The organism is Dyadobacter sp. HNCC25DJ186 (assembly GCF_056895235.1).
Window position 1 is genome coordinate 101324 of sequence record NZ_JBXHAS010000004.1, and the last position, 21428, is coordinate 122751.

Genomic DNA, 21428 nt, shown 5'->3' on the forward strand with positions numbered 1-21428 from the left:
ATTATAAAAATTGCCAACCGGGCTTATTGTCACAGCAAAATATTTAATTTTAGTAAATTAGACCATTAATTAACAATAACTACATACACCTGTGTCAAAAAGAGAACAATTTATAGCGGCAATCCAGAAATCGTATAAAACGGATAAACCGGCAATACATCTGGGTTCGGCGATTCTCGACGGAGAAATAATTACAGAGGCAAAAGTTAATTTGCCGCTACGCATGATGAACCGCCATGGATTGGTCGCAGGTGCAACGGGCTCTGGAAAAACACGCACACTCCAGGTTTTGGCGGAACAGCTTTCAGCCGCGGGCGTACCGGTTTTCATGTCGGACATTAAAGGAGATTTATCAGGAATTGCGAAAGCAGGTAATCCAAACGCGGCGATTGAAGAGCGCTCAGCAATTTTGGGAACGCCATTTGAGGCAAAAGGATTTCCGGTTGAGCTCTATTCATTGAGTGGAGAAAAAGGTGCTCAGATGCGTGCTACAATCCTGGAATTTGGCCCTATTTTGTTATCAAAAATATTTGAATTGAACGATACCCAATCGGGAGTCCTGGCAATTCTTTTTAAATATGCCGATGATAAAAAGCTCCCGATGGTCGATCTTAATGACTTGAAGAAAGTTCTAAGTTATCTTTCAGAAGGGCCTGGTGCTGCTGAAATCAAATCTGATTACGGCTCAATTTCTTCGTCAACTGCCGGGACAATTCTCCGTAAAATCGTTGCCTTGGAACAGCAAGGTGTTGGAACTATCTTCGGAGAAAAATCTTTCGATATCTCTGATCTGATCAGTAAAGTTGACGGACAGGGTGTAATAAGTCTTTTGAATATTTCGGATGTTCAGGATAAGCCGGCGCTCTTCTCAACATTCATGCTGAGTCTTCTGGCTGAATTATACCAAACTTTGCCGGAAGCCGGCGATCTTGACAAGCCAAAACTGGTATTTTTCCTTGATGAAGCACATTTATTATTTAAGGATGCGCCGAAGGCATTTTTGGATCAAATTGAACAGGTTGTACGTCTGATCAGGTCAAAAGGTGTCGGGATTTTCTTTTGCACGCAGATGGCCCAGGATATACCAGTTTCTGTTCTATCTCAATTAGGAAATCGTGTTCAGCACGTTCTTCGTGCCTTTACCCCTCAAGATGCTGATGCGTTGAAACAGACCGTGAAGACTTATCCGAGATCGGACTTTTATTCAATTGATCAGATTTTGACAACGTTGGGGATCGGTCAGGCTCTGATTACAGTGCTGAATGAAAAGGGTATTCCAACGGAAGTGGCCGCAACGCACTTACTTCCTCCAACTTCGGTAATGGGGCCTATGACGCAGTCGGATTATGAAAATCATGTGCGCCAGTCGGATTTATATCAGAAATATAAAGATCCGATCGACCCTGAAAGTGCCTACGAAATTTTAACCAAACGCCTGGAAGAACAAACAAGACAGGAGGCTGAACTAAAAGAACAAACAACGGTCGCTAAAACGGGTGGAAAGCAGGAAAAAGGGATGTTTGAAGAAGCTCTAGCGTCTCCCTTGGCAAAACAGATCGGCCGTGAGGTAGTGCGAGGAGTATTCGGTATGCTCTTCGGTAAATCAACTTCAAGATCAAAAAAAGGAGGCCTCTTCGGTTTTTAAACATATAGTTTTCTACCATCTAAGACATATTAGGACAGCTAAGTTTTTATTAGAATAGTTTTGGAATTTAATGCAGACGATGACATTATTGTCTTTTTTTAAATCTAAAGGCTAAAAATTTGATGAACTAAAACTTAGCTTTTCTTATATGTCTTAGGTGGTAAATGATAATCTGGTTACCAGCCAATGACGCATCTTTGGGTAGCAAGTTTATCCAGATTTTCGTCCAGGGCGATACGATTTTTTTCGTTGTCGAACGCGTATTTGTATTGTTCTCTCAGTTCTCTGCGTTTCATTGCTTCCAAAAACCGTCTGGCGTCAGCCTCGCTTTCTAACAGCAAAGGCGGAACTACGGCCGGCTTATCGTCATCTCCCTTGGCCACCATCGTAACATAAGAGGTGTTGGTATGCCGCTGGATGCCGTTTCTGACATTTTCAGCAATCACTTTTATTCCGATGACAAGAGAGGTGCGTCCGACATAATTGACCGAGGCCATCAGTGAAACGAGATCTCCCACTTCCACGGGCTGTAAAAAATCCACTCCGTCTACTGAAACTGTCACGCAATAGGTGGCTGCATGCCTTGAAGCACACGCGTATGCGACCTTGTCGATCAGGGAAAGTAAAATTCCTCCATGAATTTTACCGCCAAAATTGGCATAAGATGGAATCATTAGCTCCGTGAGCGTTGTCTGGGAAAAGCTGACGGGTTTTGGCGCGGGCGAAGAGGGATATTTTTGCACTTATTTATATTTAAAAAATTATTTTAACATAACTGTCTTTCCGGATTTGGCTGATGCTTTTGCTGCTTCCAGAATTTCCACCACCGTCACATTGACCGGCAATTCATATAAATCATTTTTATCCAATTTCAACCTACCCTGTACTACATCTGACAAAACTGAAAAAGGATCTGTAAAAGGTGCAGGCCTTGGATCTATCTTTTTTCTTTCTTCGGGCGTCTTTTCCTGAAGACGCTCTCGTATTGTCGTTGGATCAACTGCTATAGCATATCCTTTTGTTCCATATACCTCCATGTCCTTCCGCGCAAAAGACCAGTTCCACGAGCCCTGGATGATACATTGCGCTTTCGGGTATTGCAAAATTATAGACGCTTCATCATCTACTTTTTGGTAAATGTCCGGTTTGTTCTGGTGTGTTACAGCAGTTACAGATACAGGTCTTTCTCCTTTCATTAACCAGGTCATCAGGTTTGCCCCGTAACAGCCAAAATCAACCAAAGCACCCGCTCCGTTTTTTACAGGATCCGTAAGAATGTCGAAAAACTCCTTTCCTACTCCAATTTCTTTCGGCCCCTGATGTCCGTCATTCACCATTACTTTTCTGATTTCACCAAGCTTTCCTTCCAGCACCAGATCATTCACATATTGGTTACTTGCATACCATGAAGTTTCAAAATTGGTCAAAACCTTGATATTGTTTTTTGTCGCAAGCGTTTGAATTTCCTTTGCATCTGCAAAAGTGGTGGCCAACGGCTTTTCAACCATCACATGAATTTTCCTTGGTGCACATGCTCTGACAATTGCTATATGCTCACTTATCGCTCCAAAAGCGGACACAGCATCCGGTTTGGTCTGATCCAGCATTTTATTCAAATCAGTAAAAAACAGTTTTTTGTCTAATTTGTATCGCGTCGCAATACGATCGGCGAGTTCCTGATTAGGCTCGTAAATACCGACAATTTCTGTGTCCTTTTTATCCTGACGACTGAAAGCCCAGCCAACATGTCCATGGCTAAGTCCGGCAATGGCCAGTTTCAATGGCGTTTGTGAACTTGCTGAGTTGACAAAAAAAGCACACAACAATAAGGTTAACAGATACTTCATTTGTTAGCGGTTTTGTTAAGGTTTTAGTTAACAGCGGTTATCAAAATTATCTTTACAAACCTTTATAATATCAAGAATTGATTTGGGTAATTCCCTGAAACAATACTTCACACTAAAACTTATCGATCAAATCTTTAATAACCTCCTGGAAATATGCTCCGTTATAAGGCCCGAACCAGCTCATGGTTGTTGTCTCATACAGGTCTCTATCAAAGAACTTATCATTGGTAATATACCCAATATAACCGCCATTGAAACTCGTAACCATTAAGTGTAACCCTTTTTTTGCGGCATAAGCCGTCAGCTCAGGCATCAATTCGCCCGAGAAATCGCAGGGAACGCCAACCATTAATACATTGCCGATGCGCAGTGCTTTTACGTAAGAAGGAACATCGCCAAATGCCCAGCGAAATACCCAGCTTCTTAATGCAAACTTAGGGGTCAGTTTCGGCGTTGGGTCCCTGAGCGGTAATGGAACAGTAATGGAACGAATGATATCAGGCTGTTTCTCAAATGATCCAAGGATCGATTGAATCGCTTTTTCGATACCTCCAGCCTGATTTTTAACTTCATCAAAATCATCCTGGCCCTTTTCAATCGGTCCCATACTTCCTACTGCGCCAGCCATATAAACAGCAAAATTTGCTTCTCCATTTTCCAGATCATCTACCAATGCACCGGCATAATCCCGCGACAACTCCATGGTTTTTGCATTCAGGACCGTTGAATGTGCTGCATAAGAAGTAATTAAGGCTTTCTTTCCGTCTGTTTTTACAAATTCAATATTTCTGACCCATGGATCAAGAATTCCCTCCGCGCCAACCAGGCGGTTCCTGATATCCAGCGTGTCTTTTACTTCTCCAAATCCAATTGTGGCAGGTTGAATATTTTTCTGAGCCTCTCCTATTGATTTAATAATAGCCTGCGAAATCCTCTCAACCGTTTCTACGTCGTAGGGTCCGGCAAAAAGCTTTCCGGTGATGGTGTTATACCACCCGCCCAAACTATTATGACTGTGAATGGCTCCAAAATACACCTGATCAAAAGTGAAACCTACTTTTGGAAGTAATGCTTTTACACGCTCGGTAATATTTGGCGGTACGATAAGCATGTCCGCTGTGACTATCGCTGCTTTTGAAATCCCATTGTCAACCACAACAGTCCGGACATAAATCGAATCATGAACTGCTTCGTAGTGAGCTCCGCGCCTTTTTCCGTAACCTGCCATCGGCCCAGGCGTTTCAGGGGTAATATTTACTTTTGCCCATCCCGCACTTAATGTTTTTGAAGTCCTGTCGGCAGTAGTTTTGTTCTTGATCTGAGCAATATTTTCTTTCCATTGTTTATAATAAGCCATTTCCTTATAAGGCGTACGGTCAACTGTGGTAACCATCGTGGCGACCATTATTAGTAAAATAAAAAATATCGAACCGATGATATAAAGAAAAAATTTCAGGATTTTCATGAAGACCGAATAGATAATTTTGAGCGGTAAAGATATGGAAGCTTTTGTGAAATTGACCAAATACCAACAGGGGTCACTTACTTTCCAACATAACCTCAAAGCCTGAAATGGGTCCAAAAACAGTTTCCAGGTGTAATTTAGCTGTCACTTGTGAGGATATTCCCGGCTTCACATAAATTGGTAACGACAACGATTTTCCCTTTTCCAGTTGCAATGGGAAGGCTGGTAAGGTTATATTAAATCTATCATTTGAACTACCAATTATTTCTACTGCTATAAGCTCGACCGCATCACCAGAGTTCGTAATTTTCAAAACCTGCGGCTTTTCACTATTTATATTTTTTATAATCTTTTGATCAGCAGTTAATTTGGGAGCATTTTTACGCAAGAAATTTACTTGACGCAATGCTATATCTTTATAAAAAACTTCTGCTCCTTCCGACTGAAACTGGATTTTCCCACGGGTGGTCTGAAGATGTATAGAATCGCGGTATGTATTAAAAAGCCTGTTTACAACATAACCGTTTACAATATATACTGCATCTGCACCTCGGGTAATCAATTCACAGTTATTCCATTCTCCATGCGGAAGTTCGAAGTTACCAGATCTATAGACGCGACCACCGCCTACCGCATCAGCATTTCTTTTCAGCGGCGCCTCCGGATTATAGTGATCCAGCAACTTTCCCTCAACCTCAATTTTGCTCATAGGAAACTCTGCTGAACCCGCACCAACGCCAAAAAAATCTCCTATTTCTCCTTCCTGAATTTGCATTTCATTACTGCGCAGCCAATTGTTATAAGCAAAACTGTAAGGCTCCGTTGCGTGATATAGCAAGCCGGCGTCCCGCTTTGTACGTTCATTTGGCGCTGGATACCATTTTCTATTTCCCCACTTCACTCTAAATCGTAAATGATAATTTTCGTATTCTTCCGTCGTACTGACTCCTCCCCAAACCTGCCCAGACACGTGGATAGCATTATCGGAAACTGTGAAAACTTTTAATGGATCATTATTTAAACCAAAAGGTTTTGCATTACTTCCCTCAGGCTGGCGCATATAAGTATCCCAGCCTTTCAAATCTTTCCCATTGAATATCGAAACCCAGGTTGAAGCCGACTTTTCCTGTGAAAAAGCATTTTCTGCCTGGTAAAAAGAAAACAGTAAAATACTAAAAAAGTAAAGGTTTGATTTCATATGATTAAGGTTGTATGTTATTAATGGTAAGTTAGTAAATACATCATTATACCGCTTCATACGCGATTTATAAACAAAAATGCCTGCAATGCAAAAGCAGAACAGGCATTTCTTGATATCAAATTACGGGTCAGCTCTGTTTCACCAGTTGGATATTGGCTAACAGCTTAACATCCTCTCCGATAAGCAAACCACCGGTTTCAGTCAATTGCATGTAATTCAAGCCAAATTCCTGGCGGCTTATTCTTCCTTCTACTTCAAACCCGATTCTTATATTTCCATCCGAATCCCGTTCAGATCCTCCATATTCCGCATCAAGCTCAATCGGTTTTGTAACACCTTTTAAAGTCAATAAGCCTGAAAGTTTATAGTTGTCGCCCTTAACTTTATGAAAGTAATTTGACTGAAAAGTAATATGAGGAAATTGCTCAGCATCGAAGAAATCAGCCGATTTAAGGTGTGCATCACGCATATCCTGGTTGGTATCAATACTATTCACATCCAGAGAAAAATGAATTTCAGCATTTTCAAAGTTATTCAGATCAGACGTTGCACCTCCTTCGAAGTTGTTGAAAGAACCCGTGATCGTCGAAATCACCAAATGCTTGATTTTGAATTGTACCTCAGAATGTACCGGGTCTACTATCCACTTTGTAACTGCCATAATAATAATCTTTAAATTTTAATCCCTAAACAAAAGCACTAAAATCTTGCCATTTTGTATTGTTAAACGGAAATCTAGCAAAATTAGATCACGTCTCAAAGAATTTAATATTAATCTAATATGCCCCAGTTGGTCATACTAATGGGTGGAAGAATATGAATTTATTTATGACTTATAAAAATTAATAAATGAATTTCACAGGTCCTTCGATATGGTTCATACTGTATAATAATCTGGCACAGTTGTTTAGGTTGTCATGTTAAGAAAATTTTAAAAATCATTTTTGGTGCTGACTTCCGACAGGAAAGCTTTCTATATTTACTAAACTTTACTTAAACGATTATTACATGAAAATGAAGGGACGCAGCATATTTACGTATGACGTATATGCGCCCACAACTGTGACCACAATGCTACGTCCGCGGCGTCAGGAAGGACAATCGATTATCAGGGAAGGTTTTGATATTAATCCTCCTGTGTCATTTTCAGAATACACAGATATTTACGGCAATCCTTGCCAACGTACCATTTTGCCCGTAGGCCAGGTCACGATCACGACAGAGGTAGAAGCTCAGGTTAATCCAACCAAAGTAATTCCAAATCCGGCTCCGAAATTTATGCTTGTCGGCGATCTGCCTGATGATATCATGCACTACATTCTGCCAAGTCGTTACTGCGAATCAGATCTGCATGAAATTAATATGCTGGCAATGGAGATTGCGGGAAGTCTGGTTCCAGGTTACGAGCAGGTTGAAGCAATACGAAGCTGGATTCACAAAAATATAAAGTATCAATATGGCGTTACCGATGCCAGCACGACGGCCTTGGATGTTGCAAGAAACAGAATTGGCGTTTGTCGTGACTTTACACATTTAGCGATCGCGCTTTGCCGTAATCTTTGTATCCCAACGAGAATGACCGTCGGGTATTTGGATAAATTAAAAGAAATGGATCTGCACGCCTGGTTTGAAGTTTATATTGGCGGCGACTGGTATACATTCGATGCAGTTCAGGAAAAAACGGAAGGTTATCGTATAGAAATCGCGCATGGCCGTGACGCTGCCGACGTTGCTATGATCACACAGTACGGTAATGCAACTTTGCAGTCTCTTCACGTAGAAGTTCAGCTTTTAGAACCAGAACCTACGCAGGAAAATATTCAGTAGTAGAAAATTCTTTATACATAGAACAAGCCGGACACAACAAGTATCCGGCTCGTTCATTTTTGTTTGTATAAATTACTTGATCACACCTAATTCCTTACCCACTTTTGTGAAAGCGGCAACTGCTTTTTCCAGGTGCTGCTGCTCATGTCCTGCGGAAATCTGAACACGGATACGCGCTTTTCCTTGCGGGACAACCGGATAGAAAAATCCGATCACATAAATTCCCTCATCCAAAAGTTTAGCTGCAAATTCCTGAGCCAATTTTGCATCATACAGCATGATGGGCACAATCGGATGTTCGCCAGGAAGAATATCAAACCCGGCTCTGGTCATTTCTTCGCGGAAATATTTTGTACTATATTCAAGTTTGTCACGAAGCGCTGTGGAACTCGTAAGCAAGTCAAGCACTTTTATGGACGCACCGACGATAGATGGCGCAAGCGTATTGGAGAATAAATAAGGACGTGAACGCTGGCGAAGAATTTCAACAATTTCTTTTTTTGCAGCAGTAAAACCACCCGAAGCACCACCCAAAGCTTTTCCGTATGTCCCGGTAATAATGTCAATTCTTCCCATGACATTTCGGAATTCATGCGTTCCGCGGCCTGTTTTGCCAATAAATCCGGAAGCATGACATTCATCGATCATAACCATTGCACCGTATTGTTCCGCCAGATCACAGATCTTATCCAGTTGTGCAATCGTTCCATCCATTGAAAAAACTCCGTCCGTGACAATCAGAATACGACGACTTCCCTGGGCATCCTTCAATTGTTGTTCAAGGTCTTCCAGGTTATTGTGCTTATAACGGAAACGTTTTGCTTTACACAAACGAATACCATCAATCAATGAAGCATGATTTAATTCATCGGAAATAATAGCGTCCTGTTCACCAAGTAACGGTTCGAAAACGCCTCCGTTTGCATCAAAGGCTGCCGCGTACAAAATACAATCTTCGGTACCCAGAAACTCAGCGGTTTTGCGCTCAAGTTCTTTATGAATATCCTGTGTTCCACAAATAAAGCGTACCGACGACATACCAAAACCATGCGTACGAATCGTTTCAATACCTGCTTCGATTACATCCGGATGGGATGATAAACCAAGATAATTGTTCGCGCAAAAATTTAATACTTCAATACCATTCGCTGTGGCAATCTGTGCTGCCTGAGGCGTTACAATGATACGTTCCGTCTTGTAAAGTCCGGCCTCTTTTATTCCGTCAAGTTCGCCTTGAAGTTGTTCTTTAATATTTCCGTACATCTCGTTTTAATTTGGATGAATTAATGAAGAAGATTAGCTTCTAACTATTTCATATTTTTTTCTCAATTCCTGAATCATTTCCTCCGTCATTTTATCCAGAGAATATGCCGGCCGCCATCCCCAGTCTTTTCTGGCTTCGGAGTCATCAATTTCTGACGGCCAGGAATCTGCTATTGCCTGACGATAATCAGGGTTATAACTGATCTCAAACGCTGGAATAATTTTGCAGATGCTGTCATAAATTTCCTTCGGAGAGAAGCTCATACCAGCCAGATTGTATCCTGTTCGTACGCTGATCTTTTCCGAAGGAGCCTCCATCAAACGAACCGTCGCATCCAGCGCATCACTCATGTAAATCATCGGAAGCGTTGCATCTTCTTTCAAAAAGCAATCAAAATGTTCTCCTTTAACGGCTTTGTGATAAATGTCGACAGCATAATCCGTTGTTCCGCCACCGGGCAATGATTGGTAACTGATGATTCCCGGATATCGCAAAGAGCGGATATCCATTCCATATCTGATAAAATAGTAATTGGACCAGTTTTCCCCGGCAGCCTTACTGATTCCGTATACTGTGGAAGGATCCAGATATGAAAACTGGCCTGCTGCTCCATGTACGTGCGCCCCAAAAACGGCGATAGAACTCGGATAGAATATTTTTTTCACTCCATTTTCACGGGCTGTTTCCAGTACGTTGAAATAAGTCTGCATATTGATCTGCCATGTGTTCAGAGGATCCTGCTCTCCTTTTGCGGACAATATTGCAGCCAGATGATAAATCTGAGTTATTTTATGACGCTTCACAATCTGCTGTAAAGCTTTTCCATCTGTTGCATCAAGCAGTTCAAAATAATCGGGACAATCCGGATTAAACCTCAGATCCGACGCAATCACTTTGTTATCGCCATAAATACCACGCAAATATTCTACAAGAACAGACCCGATCTGACCATTTGCTCCGATAACCAATATGCTTTCAGTTTTCATTTTACAAGGCATTTAGAAAGTATAAATCACTTGCAATTTTGCATTTTAAGACAATTATTTAAATATTTACAGACAAAATCAATAAATATTATTGCCATAAACAATATTATAAGTAAAATTTACTTTTCAACAACATTCTGTTTTACAATAGCAGGAAATATTATGCTGACATGGAAGAAATAGATAAAATTGATACCAAAATTCTGCGTATTCTGCAAAAAGACGCGAAGAAAACAACCAAAGAAATTGCCACATTATTAAATCTGACCATTTCTCCCATTTACGAGCGGATCCGTCGCCTGGAAAATCTGGGTTTTATAAAACAATATGTAGCAATCCTGGATAAAAAACTGATCAACAGACCCATTACGACGATATGCCAGGTATCCATGCGTTATCACAACGAAGCTTTCATCGAAAAATTTGAGCAGGAAATCCAGAACCTGGATGAGGTACAGGAATGTTATCACATGGCCGGACAGGTAGATTTTTTACTGAAAATCAACGTAAGAAGCCTTGACGAATATCATGATTTTGTAAAATATAAATTATCCAAAATAGATAACATCGGCGTTTTGAACAGCACTTTCGTTTTGAAAGAAATTAAACATACGTCTGAGTTTTATATTTGAGGTAAAAAAAGAAAAACCCGAAGAAGAATCTCCAGGTTTTCAAATTGGGACATAGCACTGCACTATGTTTGGGTGGACGACACTGTAAGATCTATACTTATAAATTTCTGCGTGTTACCTCAAAACTGAAAGTTTTACTGCCAACCAAACCATTTTTAGTCATTCCCTGCACTATAACCCTGTAATGTCCTACCTGATCGGATGTATAAAAACTAATTTGTGCCTTACCCTGTGCGTCTGTTTTTACGTCCGGAGCCCAGTGCAACAGATTCCTGAAATCAGGTATCCTGCTTTGCATATTAACCGGCGTATCATACTTGGGTGCATAGAACTCCCGCTTGATCTGCGGTCCTTCATATGGCATCACTAAGATACGAGGATCCAGCTCAAAACCAGCAAGATCGCCCCGATAAGTTGACAAACTTACAATTCCCGTAAATACTCCAAATCCGAGGAAATAGCGGGCGCTCATTAATTCGATTTTTTTGACTTTCAAAGGATCGAAGGCCATAATCTTATCGGTATTAAAAATAGGAATACCGTCGAGTAAAATCAATGGATCGTCGTTAAAAAATGTTTGCGGAAATAACTTATCCATCATGAAAAAGTGAAATTCCTTTTGGCGACGCCTTACCATAACGCCACGGACATATTCCCGCATGACTTCTTCCATGGTTGGGAAACGGGTGAAATCGTCCAGAAAATATTTTTCATCTGGCTTTCCGAAAAAAGCCAGAGAGTCGGGAAATACATATTTTGTTTCTTTATACCATTTCGGCAAAAATGCATTGATCGTCTGCATGTTTACAGAGCGGGTTAAAAGCGTATTTTCAAGGTTTTTATCAAATTTAAAAGAGGACAATCCCGAAGTTAAAGGTGATTTGGAGAATGGATTCGCCATTTCGAACCGATATGTACTATCCTGGCGAAGGTTAGTTTGGACAGTCACCTCTTTCGGGCCGAAAATTTCTTTTACCTCAAAACGCACTTCCCCTTTATCATCACTTCTTGCAAAATACAACCTGGCGGGAGAATCCGGAGCTGCCAGATAGGCACCGATATTTTTCGCCGGTTCTCCGGTGACGGTATTGGTCATTTTTCCGAAAATAAAATGACCGTCAAATTCTGGTAAATTTGGAAACGTAGTGTTTCCTTTGAAAACATTGTCCCACTGAAATCTCCGCCAGCCATGGGTTAACATAAGGTTGTCCAAATCAATATCAACCTGCTTGTTATTTCTCTGCGCATAATATTCCGGCGACTCAACATTTCCTTTTAAATCCGAACTTAAAAACAAGTAACTGCTGATACTTTCATGATCCTTCGTCTGTATAGAATCGGCAAGGAAAACAGACACCGACAAGTCGGAAAGTGCTTCAATACCAGCATCAGAACTTGTGCTTAAATCCATCAAAACACGGTCGCGCGTGGCATAATTGTCCTTACTAACTTTTCCATCAATCTTCAAATCTTGCAATGGCCGTTTGAAATATAAACGCTCACAAACAGGATTTCCGGAAGCACTGAAAACGGTAATATGGCTGATCCCATCTCCCAACTTATTTTTATCAATCTTGAAAGTAGCTTTTCCGTCAACCAAAGTTTTTGTTTCGGTATATCTGTTTTCCTGACCTGTGTGTGAGAAGATACTGACATTTTCATTTCCCGCACCTGCTACCGAAACTTCAATTTCACTCGGAGAAAGATCTTTTACCTGCATCACATAACCGTTTTCCTTTATTTCCGGAAGCTGGTGCGTGCTTTGTTTTCCTTTCAAATCCGTGATAACCGCCTTATAAGTATTTCCTGTTTGCGGTTTAAAAGTAAAATTTCCTATGCCAAATTTTCGCGGCTCAAATCTTACCAAAGTATCATTATTCTGATTAACCAGCGCACCCTTGAAATTAACCCCCTTGCCATCACTGGCAACGGCACGGAATCCAACTTTACTTTCTATATTTTTAACCAGATGACCCCCTTCCGGAAAAAATTGGACATCGTAAGTCAATTCAGCTTTTTCGTCAGGATTTGGATCAAATTTCACAAATGGATTAACCACAGAAATCTCTGTTTCAAAGAAAAAATCTGAGCTGAAATTTTTCATCCAGTTGGTATAACACCGAACTTTATAGTTTCCGCTTATCAATGCCGACGGTAACACGAGCGACCCGTTACCTTTCCCATCCAGCAACGAAAATTTAGTTTGAACCAGCGCATTTTGCTCCTTATCCATCACTTCGAGATAGGCAATTTTGCTCAGATCCATATACTTATTTGTGCCTGCATTCACAGAATAAGCTTTAAACCACATCGTTTCACCAACCAGGTAAAAACTGCGATCTACATGCAGATATAATTTTTCCTGCACAGCCCGTTGGCTATACTGCTGGAATTTTCGAGAAAGTTCATCAGCAAAATTATTTTGCGCCTGTCCTGTTATTGCCGCAAAAATAAATATCACCAGGGATAGTATCCTGCGGCTAAATCTTGCGATTTGATAGTATGGGTTCATATTTTTCATTATTCCCAAAAAGAAGGTTTTATAATAGTACCACCCTGCACTCTGCAGTCTGCACAAAACGGGCTGGTTGTAAGCACGTATTCAGATCTCGGCCCGAAATAGTTGGTGAGTATGGAGCTGGGAACTTTCAGCGCATCAATAATTAAAAGCGTATCGGGTGCATCGCATCTCGGAAAAGTACCGAGATTTGGTGTAAGGAAAATTCTCTTTTTTTGTTCTACAGATGCACTGAAATACCCAAAAACCAAATCCTGAGCGTCAGCCGTATTTTTAATATTTCCGGTAATCTGAGAGGGCAAGGGATCAAATAAGCTGCCGGTCCCTTCGGTTGTTTTAGCCAGACTGGTCCAATATTCAAAAGCATCCTGTGTCAGCCCATATTGTTTGACCAGAATACTGTACTTGATATATAACTTGTTTGAAGGAATCGGAACTGCAGTCAGAGGTAAATCCTTGATGACATCCTGGGAAAGCTTGACAGTTGAACCAAGCAATATATTCGAAGATTTCAAAGTTCGCCAGCACAGATTTATATCCTCTTTGCGTGAAACAATTTCATAATCTTCCCCCACCGGCTTTTTAACGATCTCGATACTGGAATTAAAAGCTGATCTGTATTGCCAGGTTTCTTCAAATTTCCAGCGGTAAAAACGCGTCTGATTTGCCGGGTCATGGGTATTTACCTGCATAACCATAGCATCTTGCCGAGGATCTATTTTTCCTTCAATGCTATCGATTGGCGGAGTATCTTTGACTTCTACGTAATCAGAAAGATATTCTTTTCCAAAAGCTGTCTTTACCCTGAGGCGGTATTTTGAAGTCTTATTAAATTGCTGAGGCGGCAAAAAGTAAGATCCGTTTCCGCTTTCTGTAAAGTTATAAATCACTCCATTATCCTCCTCAACACTTACCGCTGCTGACGACTCTCTTGTCACTGGTGTTGTGGCATTTGCATTTTGCGTGTGGCTCAGTTCGATTCTGCTCGTATCTGTACCAATGTTTAGAAAGCCGTCAATAACAAGATAACCTTCGTCCGTATTAACTTCGGGCGGAGAAAATGGTTCTACGCACGCGTTTATAAAAAACGCGAAACCTAAAAACCCGGCTATTATTAAATAATATCGTTTCATAATATTTCTATTAAATCACTACCAAAAAGAAGGACGTTTAAGAACGCCTCCCTGTGCCCGGCAATCGGCGCAGGACTCACTGGCAACAAAAACCGAATCCGGTCTTTCACCAGAGAAATTTAGTAGAATAGCTGACGTCTTCATAGCATCAGATAAACTAAGCTTTTGCGATTCACAATAAGGAAAAGAGCCTAAACCAGGGGTAAAGAACACGCGTTTTTTTTGTTCTACCGCAGCACTGAAATACCCAAAAACTAATTCCTGATTGTCAGTCACACATTTGATATTGCCTGTTACCTGCGAAGGCAGCGGATCAAAAAGCCCTCCCGTTCCTTCTGTTGTTTTGGAAAGGCTTGTCCAGTATTCAAAAGCATCCTGTGTCAATCCGTATTGCTTTACCAATAAGCTGTATCTAATACGCAGCTTTCCGGTACTATACTGAACGGTTGTCAAAGGCAAATCCTTAATAACATCCTGCGTCAGTTTGATCGTTGAACCTAGCAAAATATTACTCGATTTGACTGTTCGATAACAGGTGTTGATGTCTTCTTTTCGGGATACGATCTGGCCATTAACCAACTCAAGAGAAGAATATAACGCGGCCCGGTACTCCCAGGTTTCTTCAAATTTCCACCTGTAAAACCGGGTTTTATTTTGCGGATCATGCGCATTGACCTGCATCATCGCTGCTTCCTGCCGAGTATCCAGAACGAGTGCCACGCTATCAATCGGAGGTGTATTTTTGGCTTCTACAAAATCAGAAAGATACTCTTTTCCATTTGTTGTCTTAATTTTTAGCCGGTATTTTCCCGACATATTTAACGTAACGGGTGGCAAAAAGTAAGAACCATTTCCCTTTTCGGTGAATGTTAAAACGGCCCCGTTTTCCTGCTCAACAGTAATTTTCGCACCCGCCTCCATGACAACACTTGTTTTAACACTGGCGCTTTGGGTTCGACTTAGTACGATCGTACTGGTATCAGAACCCATATTCAAAAATCCATCAACAACCAGGTATCCTTCATCTGAATTTACTTCTGGCGGCGAAAACGGTTCAACGCAAGCATAAAGTAAAAATGACAAAGCGAAACAACTAAGCACCAAAGAACGGAACCCGTTTCTCATCTTATTTTAAAATCTAAAATTATAAGTGATTGTTGGTATAGGCCGTCCGAAAATAGAAAGCTGGTAACCGTTCACCATTCCGTTCTGCGTCTGAAAATATACTGATGACGGATTTTTTCGCCCCAGAAGATTATATACTGCGAAAGTCCAGGAACTATGCGCCAGTTTTTTAACCCTGTGATTTCCTTCTAAATTAACTGCTAAATCAGTCCGGTAATAATCCGGAATTCTAAACTGATTCCGGTCTGCATAATAAACCCGTTGCGCACCATCGATGATATATTTGCCAATCGGCGGCGTATATGGGCGGCCAGTACTGTAAGTAAAATTGAAAGAAACGCTGAATCGATGCGACAAGCGATAATTTGTGATCATCGTGAAGTCATGCGGCTTATCATAATTGCTCGGATAATAATTACCTTTGTTAGGCGCGTCAGGAGATTCCCGGTCAAGCGCGCGAAGAAGTGTCCGCGAATAGGTATATCCGAGCCAGCCGTTCAGTTTTCCAGTCAACTTTTTAACCATAAATTCCACACCATAGGCTTTGCCTCTGGTCCCTAAAACGGCAGCTTCAATACGCGGATTCATGATAAGCGAGTCGCCTCCTTTGTAGTCAAGGAAATTTTGGATGTTTTTATAATAACCTTCCAGTGAAACCTCAATTTTATTTCCACGAAGATTTTTATACAATCCGACTGAAATCTGATCGCCTGTTTGAGGCTTTATAAACTGATCGCTCAACTTCCAGATATCGGTTGGAGACACCGTCATCGTATTGGTCAGCAAGTGAATGTATTGCCGCAATGTATTGTAACTGACTTTAAGGGCCAGGTTATCATAAATGGTATAACGAAGGGAAAGCCGATATTCCGGTCCGCCATAACCTTTGATCTTTTTCCCCGCGGCATATTCCTGTGTTCCGTCCTCATATATTTTATCAATCGGAAAACCAGGCACATATTTATTTACCGTTCTCGGCCCCAGGTATTGGTAAAATGAATAACGCAAACCCGCAGTAATGGAAAGTCTGGGGTTTACTTCAAATTTATCTTCCAGGTAAATTGCGCTTTCAAGTGCCTGTTCCTGCTGTAATTCTTCCTGGATCACGAGCGATCCTTCGCCTTTTGGTGAAAAAAGTCCTGGGTGTAGTTGGTAATAAATTGAGCTTACTCCAAAATCGAGCGTATGTTTTGGGTGCAGAACATAGTTAAAATCCGCTTTGAACTGCGACTGGTTAATATCAAATTTCAAATCAAAAGCATTCAACGGAAGTCCCTGGCTTTCCATCTGGTAGTTATATTTACTATGAGATGCTGTAAACTCTCCATATAACTTGGCGTTGAATGTATGTTTCCATTTAATCGAAGCGAGCTGGTTTTGATAGGAATAAGTGGTATCACCAAACAATTTGAATCTGTCTTTGCTCATATAACCTGTCAGGTATATGCTGTTCTTCTCATTAATCTCGTGGCTAATATTCGCATTAACATCATAAAACGACGCCGAACTATTATTGTATTTAGCATCGTCCAGCCGGCCCAGAAGCCAGCTTGAATAGGTTGAGCGCCCTCCGATAATGAAGGAAGTTTTGTCTTTGATAATCGGACCTTCCACCGTGAGCCTACCCGTGACAAGTCCGATACCGCCAGACGCAACGAATTTCTTTTTATTTCCGTCCCGGCTGTTTATATCCAGAACGGATGACAATCTGCCGCCAAATTTAGAAGGAATGGTACTTTTATATAACTCAACATCTTTCAGGATATCAGGATTAAAAGCGGAGAAAAATCCAAACAGGTGGGATGGATTATAAATGACTGCATCATTGAACTGGATAAGATTTTGATCCGTCGAACCTCCGCGAACATTTAATCCTGTGCTATTTTCCCCGACAGATTTCACACCAGGAAGCGTCAATACCGTTCTCAATAAATCAGTTTCTCCAAAAACCGTTGGCACCTGTTTCAAATCTTTGATCGTTAACTTTACCTGCCCCATCTGCGTGCCTACAACGTTTTTATCCATACCGGCTTTCACGGAAACTTCTTTCAATGCGATCACACTTTCACGCATCTCAATATCCAGTTTGCCATCAGAATAAAGTACGATCTGACGTTGGGTCTCCCGCATACCGAAACTTTTGATTTTCAGCTTTTGCTTTCCCCTAGGAATCGTTAACGAGTAAAAACCCAGCGCATCGGTAGTTACGCCGATAGACGGTGACTCAATAAAAATAGCAGCACCTACAACCGGCTCACCTGTAACAGCACTTCGGATATAACCTGTGATCGTAGAATTTCCTGGCGCAATCTTATATCGTTTTATCCCAATGTCATGGACCTTACTTTCTGCTGTAGAAAGCAATTTCTCTTGCGCCGAATTATCCGGAGTAGCATACGTTATGGCTTCATTTCCGTCGCTGATGTTTGGATTAAATAATCCGGGTTGAAATTGTGTAATAATTTTTTGCCCTTCTGTAATGTATACACGCTTATGCGCATCTATGGCATACGTAAAATCCGAACCTCTGAAAACTTGCTCTAAGACGGTACGGATTGTTTGATCCTTCACTTCCAGATCGATGGTCAGGCTGTCAAATCTTGCGGCGTCGTAATAGAAGAAATAACCGGTTTGCCTTTCTACGTCCTTCACGAAATCATTGAAACGTGTAGAATCCAGGCGCATGGAAATACGTGGTTCCGTGACCGATTGTCCCCAGCTGAGCTGTGATAAAAGAACGAAAGAAAGTAAGAGCGTAAAGTTTCTGAATATTTTCATTGTTTAGTTAGTTCATCATAACGGGCAACCATGGTAATAATAGCAGCTTCACGATTCTTGCGGAACTTGATCCTGTTTTCACGCAATTCTTTACGCAATTCTTTTTTCTGCCCAGGGAACAGTGCAAAAAACGACTTTTTAGAGTGTACCGAATAGTACCTCTCGTCCTTTTTGACATAGTAAAAATTTTTCCCGGGAAACAACGCTATAACTTTTTTCTCAACTATTTTCTCCTGCCGCTGTTTGATACGTCGCACCAGTATTTTCGTTTTTCCGGTATATACCTCATCATAAAACCCTGTTTTCATGTCAGCATTAATTTCCCGGCCAGACTCAAAACGCTTGAAATTATGATCGTGAAGCGAGAAATATTTTACCTTAGGAGATTGCAGCAAGATATTTTCATAACCGTTTGCATGCGTTATCACCAATTCGTCAAAGACTATGTCGTACATCATCGGAATATTTTCATAACGCTGTCCGTCATAGTAAACGGTACCTTTTACAAGCTTCCGGCTATCAAAAAATTGAAACTCTTCATCACGGGAATCGTAGACGTGATACAGCCTTCCGTTGTATAGATTCTGCGCGTCAACGGTGGCTGCTTTGTAGAGAGAAAACGGATATTCGGGAACATTGTCAGGAACGGTAGCTTTCGCATCAGCGACCTGCCCGAAACTATTGCCCACGATACCTGCAAAAAGAAAAAGACAGGGAGTAAAAAATCTCATATATGATTCAGGATTTAAACGCTGTACGAACAAACACAAGTGTTCGTTGCAAAGAATCTACCAAGTGTTAAAGTTACCAATTTTAGTTACTTACTATATACTTGTAAATTTTATTTTACTAAATAGTTCGTGTTTGGTGATTTTACCCCCCAACGTTAAAAAACAACAAGTTATCCCTTCAAATTTGCTGAATGATCCTAACTTTGAGGTTTGAAAAAGACACACATTCACTCAATCTTTCATATACTCAAATTTATCCATGAAAATTCTTATTACCGGTGGTGCCGGATTTGTCGGATCGGCGTTGGCGATCTCACTAAAATTAAATTATCCTGATTACCAGATTTTTGCATTAGACAACCTGAAACGTCGCGGTTCTGAACTGAACCTGAGCCGTTTAAAAGAAGCTGGGGTTGAATTCGTTCATGGTGATATCAGAAATAAAGAAGATTTTGATGCATTTCCTGCGGTTGATACGGTCATTGAAGCTTCGGCGGAACCGTCTGTATTGGCAGGTCTGGACGGAACGCCGGATTATCTGATCAATACAAACCTTGTCGGGACTGTAAATTGTTTGAACTATGCTTTGAAGCATAAAGCCGGTTTTATTTTTCTTTCAACGAGTCGTGTTTATCCTATAAAAACAATTGAAACACTTAATTTCGTTGAAGAAGAAACCCGTTTCTCACTGGCTGATGATCAACCAGTTCCAGGTGTATCGTCAAAAGGAATTGCTGAGGATTTCCCATTAAACGGCGCTCGTTCGTTGTATGGAACTACGAAACTTGCTTCTGAACTGATCATCCAGGAATACAATGAATTTTACAATTTACGCACGGTTATCAATCGTTGCGGCGTGATCACCGGTCCTTGGCAAATGGGCAAGGTAGACCAGGGTGTTATGGTGCTTTGGATTGCTAAACACTATTTTGAGCAGCAATTGGGCTACTTTGGATATGGCGGAACAGGGAAGCAAATGCGCGATATGCTGCATGTTGCAGACCTTTATCGTTTGATCGACTGGCAGCTTCACAACCTTGACAAAGTAAACGGAGAAATTCTGAATGCCGGCGGTGGTTTGCAAAGCAGCGCTTCGTTACAGGAATTGACAAAAATTTGCCAGGAAGTAACTGGGAAAACAATTCCTATTAAAGTTGTTCCGGAAACACGCACGGCGGATATACGTCTTTATTTGACAGACAATACGAAAGTTACGGCAATGACCGGATGGGAGCCAAAAATTGGTATCCGCCAGATTGTTGAAGATATTACTGCGTGGCTTGCTGAAAACGAAAAGGATCTAGCTCCGATTTTAAAGTAAATTAATCAGAGCTTACCGGATAATATTCAACAGAAAATTATTTGGTAAGCTCTGTTTTCATATCTCCACTCATAGCTTTTTGTAATCCAATTGCCTATGAAAATCATCGAATGCCCCCGCGATGCCTGGCAAGGCCATCATCCGTTTATCCCAACTAACCAGAAAATTGATTATCTGAATAAACTGCTTCGGGTCGGTTTTGACACACTTGATTTCGGAAGTTTTGTTTCAGCCAAGGCGATGCCACAAGTCAGCGACACCGCTTCGCTGATTCCCAAACTCGATCTTTCCTCAACTTCAACAAAATTATTAGCGATCATTGCCAACGAGCGCGGGGCAGAAGAGGCTTGTGCCTTTGAGCAGATCACCTATTTAGGTTACCCGTTTTCTATCTCTGAAACATTCCAGCTAAGAAATACGAATGCAACGATTGAGGAATCACTGAAACGCGTAAATGCCATTCAGTCTTTGTGCATGAAAAACAATAAGGAGCTGGTTATTTACATCTCTATGGGATTTGGGAATCCTTACGGTGACTTATGGAGCCCTGAGCTTGTTTTGTACTGGGTAAAGAAATTATCTGAGTCAGGGGTAAAAATATTTTCGTTATCGGATACCGTAGGTCTGGCGAAAATTGAAGATGTCAAATCGCTTTTCGAATGTCTAATTCCAGCATATCCTGACCTGGAATTAGGAGCGCATTTTCATACCAAACCTGAGGAATGGAGAGCCAAAATTGATGCAGCTTATGATGCAGGTTGCCGCCGGTTCGACGGTGCTTTATTAGGATATGGCGGTTGCCCAATGGCGCAGGACGACTTGGTTGGAAATATGCCTGTGGAAAAACTGATTGATTTTGCAAAAGAAAAAAAACAACTGACTTTTCTGGATATGGATGCTCTTAGCGCGGCAAAAGCAATGTTTCTAAACCTTATCCAAAATTGAAAGTATTTTT

Annotated in this window: 17 protein-coding genes; 5 read left to right on the forward strand and 12 right to left on the reverse strand. The window is 41.1% G+C overall.

Annotated features, from left to right (window positions below):
* The first annotated feature begins 91 nt into the window (after positions 1–91).
* The gene (locus tag AC1XUO_RS14195) at positions 92–1645 is read left to right on the forward strand and encodes a helicase HerA-like domain-containing protein (RefSeq protein ID WP_483330485.1); all 1554 of its coding nucleotides are present in this window, start codon (positions 92–94) and stop codon (positions 1643–1645) included.
* Positions 1646–1821: 176 nt separating this feature from the next.
* Here the strand turns inward: AC1XUO_RS14195 and AC1XUO_RS14200 are convergent, their stop codons facing one another.
* From AC1XUO_RS14200 to AC1XUO_RS14220, 5 genes are all read right to left on the reverse strand, one after another.
* Complete coding sequence (locus AC1XUO_RS14200) at positions 1822–2319, reverse strand: acyl-CoA thioesterase (protein WP_483330771.1); 498 nt, start codon at positions 2317–2319, stop codon at positions 1822–1824.
* 87 nt (positions 2320–2406) lie between these two features.
* On the reverse strand, positions 2407–3492 hold the full coding sequence (locus AC1XUO_RS14205) for a Gfo/Idh/MocA family protein (RefSeq protein ID WP_483330486.1): 1086 nt from the start codon (positions 3490–3492) through the stop codon (positions 2407–2409).
* 112 nt (positions 3493–3604) lie between these two features.
* Positions 3605–4957, reverse strand: coding sequence for a neutral/alkaline non-lysosomal ceramidase N-terminal domain-containing protein (locus AC1XUO_RS14210; RefSeq protein WP_483330487.1), 1353 nt, complete (start codon positions 4955–4957; stop codon positions 3605–3607).
* A gap of 73 nt (positions 4958–5030) precedes the next feature.
* The gene (locus tag AC1XUO_RS14215; RefSeq protein WP_483330488.1) at positions 5031–6155 is read right to left on the reverse strand and encodes a 3-keto-disaccharide hydrolase; all 1125 of its coding nucleotides are present in this window, start codon (positions 6153–6155) and stop codon (positions 5031–5033) included.
* Positions 6156–6285: 130 nt separating this feature from the next.
* Positions 6286–6819, reverse strand: coding sequence for a YceI family protein (locus tag AC1XUO_RS14220; RefSeq protein WP_483330489.1), 534 nt, complete (start codon positions 6817–6819; stop codon positions 6286–6288).
* Positions 6820–7166: 347 nt separating this feature from the next.
* Between AC1XUO_RS14220 and AC1XUO_RS14225 the strand changes: the two genes are divergently transcribed.
* Positions 7167–7985 (forward strand): transglutaminase domain-containing protein, encoded by an 819-nt coding sequence (locus AC1XUO_RS14225; protein ID WP_483330490.1) that lies wholly within the window; start codon positions 7167–7169, stop codon positions 7983–7985.
* A 72-nt stretch (positions 7986–8057) separates the two neighbouring features.
* Here the strand turns inward: AC1XUO_RS14225 and kbl are convergent, their stop codons facing one another.
* Both kbl and AC1XUO_RS14235 read right to left on the reverse strand, forming a co-directional pair.
* The gene (kbl, locus tag AC1XUO_RS14230) at positions 8058–9248 is read right to left on the reverse strand and encodes a glycine C-acetyltransferase (protein WP_483330491.1); all 1191 of its coding nucleotides are present in this window, start codon (positions 9246–9248) and stop codon (positions 8058–8060) included.
* Positions 9249–9281: 33 nt separating this feature from the next.
* A complete protein-coding gene (locus tag AC1XUO_RS14235; RefSeq protein WP_483330492.1) occupies positions 9282–10235 on the reverse strand; it encodes an NAD-dependent epimerase/dehydratase family protein in 954 nt (317 codons plus the stop codon).
* Positions 10236–10405: 170 nt separating this feature from the next.
* Between AC1XUO_RS14235 and AC1XUO_RS14240 the strand changes: the two genes are divergently transcribed.
* Positions 10406–10867: an Lrp/AsnC family transcriptional regulator gene (locus AC1XUO_RS14240; RefSeq protein ID WP_090341271.1), complete on the forward strand. Its 462-nt coding sequence runs from the start codon at positions 10406–10408 to the stop codon at positions 10865–10867.
* Positions 10868–10964: 97 nt separating this feature from the next.
* On the opposite strand, the gene AC1XUO_RS14245 is transcribed toward AC1XUO_RS14240, so the two are convergent.
* Genes AC1XUO_RS14245 through AC1XUO_RS14265 form a run of 5 tightly spaced genes read right to left on the reverse strand, consistent with a single transcriptional unit; the run spans position 10965 to position 19152 of the window.
* On the reverse strand, positions 10965–13379 hold the full coding sequence (locus AC1XUO_RS14245) for a hypothetical protein (RefSeq protein ID WP_483330493.1): 2415 nt from the start codon (positions 13377–13379) through the stop codon (positions 10965–10967).
* 8 nt (positions 13380–13387) lie between these two features.
* Complete coding sequence (locus tag AC1XUO_RS14250; protein WP_483330494.1) at positions 13388–14518, reverse strand: DUF4249 domain-containing protein; 1131 nt, start codon at positions 14516–14518, stop codon at positions 13388–13390.
* An 18-nt stretch (positions 14519–14536) separates the two neighbouring features.
* Complete coding sequence (locus AC1XUO_RS14255) at positions 14537–15643, reverse strand: DUF4249 domain-containing protein (protein ID WP_483330495.1); 1107 nt, start codon at positions 15641–15643, stop codon at positions 14537–14539.
* Positions 15644–15649: 6 nt separating this feature from the next.
* Positions 15650–18421: a TonB-dependent receptor gene (locus tag AC1XUO_RS14260; protein ID WP_483330496.1), complete on the reverse strand. Its 2772-nt coding sequence runs from the start codon at positions 18419–18421 to the stop codon at positions 15650–15652.
* Positions 18418–19152 carry a hypothetical protein gene (locus AC1XUO_RS14265; protein WP_483330497.1) on the reverse strand — a complete coding sequence of 245 codons (735 nt, stop codon included), beginning with the start codon at positions 19150–19152 and terminating at the stop codon, positions 18418–18420. The genes AC1XUO_RS14260 and AC1XUO_RS14265 overlap by 4 nt, the downstream gene beginning before the upstream one ends.
* A gap of 259 nt (positions 19153–19411) precedes the next feature.
* Between AC1XUO_RS14265 and AC1XUO_RS14270 the strand changes: the two genes are divergently transcribed.
* Complete coding sequence (locus AC1XUO_RS14270) at positions 19412–20473, forward strand: NAD-dependent epimerase/dehydratase family protein (protein ID WP_090341263.1); 1062 nt, start codon at positions 19412–19414, stop codon at positions 20471–20473.
* Positions 20474–20569: 96 nt separating this feature from the next.
* Entirely contained in the window at positions 20570–21418 is an 849-nt protein-coding gene (locus AC1XUO_RS14275) for a beta/alpha barrel domain-containing protein (RefSeq protein WP_483330498.1), read from the forward strand.
* Positions 21419–21428 lie beyond the last annotated feature (10 nt).

Bases quoted from the DNA above. Each gene is read 5' to 3' on its own strand.
- AC1XUO_RS14200 (WP_483330771.1), bottom strand. From the start codon at position 2,319: ATGATTCCATCTTATGCCAATTTTGGCGGTAAAATTCATGGAGGAATT.
- AC1XUO_RS14205 (WP_483330486.1), bottom strand. From the start codon at position 3,492: ATGAAGTATCTGTTAACCTTATTGTTGTGTGCTTTTTTTGTCAACTCA.
- AC1XUO_RS14210 (WP_483330487.1), bottom strand. From the start codon at position 4,957: ATGAAAATCCTGAAATTTTTTCTTTATATCATCGGTTCGATATTTTTT.
- AC1XUO_RS14215 (WP_483330488.1), bottom strand. From the start codon at position 6,155: ATGAAATCAAACCTTTACTTTTTTAGTATTTTACTGTTTTCTTTTTAC.
- AC1XUO_RS14220 (WP_483330489.1), bottom strand. From the start codon at position 6,819: ATGGCAGTTACAAAGTGGATAGTAGACCCGGTACATTCTGAGGTACAA.
- AC1XUO_RS14225 (WP_483330490.1), top strand. From the start codon at position 7,167: ATGAAAATGAAGGGACGCAGCATATTTACGTATGACGTATATGCGCCC.
- kbl (WP_483330491.1), bottom strand. From the start codon at position 9,248: ATGTACGGAAATATTAAAGAACAACTTCAAGGCGAACTTGACGGAATA.
- AC1XUO_RS14235 (WP_483330492.1), bottom strand. From the start codon at position 10,235: ATGAAAACTGAAAGCATATTGGTTATCGGAGCAAATGGTCAGATCGGG.
- AC1XUO_RS14240 (WP_090341271.1), top strand. From the start codon at position 10,406: ATGGAAGAAATAGATAAAATTGATACCAAAATTCTGCGTATTCTGCAA.
- AC1XUO_RS14245 (WP_483330493.1), bottom strand. From the start codon at position 13,379: ATGAACCCATACTATCAAATCGCAAGATTTAGCCGCAGGATACTATCC.
- AC1XUO_RS14250 (WP_483330494.1), bottom strand. From the start codon at position 14,518: ATGAAACGATATTATTTAATAATAGCCGGGTTTTTAGGTTTCGCGTTT.
- AC1XUO_RS14255 (WP_483330495.1), bottom strand. From the start codon at position 15,643: ATGAGAAACGGGTTCCGTTCTTTGGTGCTTAGTTGTTTCGCTTTGTCA.
- AC1XUO_RS14260 (WP_483330496.1), bottom strand. From the start codon at position 18,421: ATGAAAATATTCAGAAACTTTACGCTCTTACTTTCTTTCGTTCTTTTA.
- AC1XUO_RS14265 (WP_483330497.1), bottom strand. From the start codon at position 19,152: ATGAGATTTTTTACTCCCTGTCTTTTTCTTTTTGCAGGTATCGTGGGC.
- AC1XUO_RS14270 (WP_090341263.1), top strand. From the start codon at position 19,412: ATGAAAATTCTTATTACCGGTGGTGCCGGATTTGTCGGATCGGCGTTG.
- AC1XUO_RS14275 (WP_483330498.1), top strand. From the start codon at position 20,570: ATGAAAATCATCGAATGCCCCCGCGATGCCTGGCAAGGCCATCATCCG.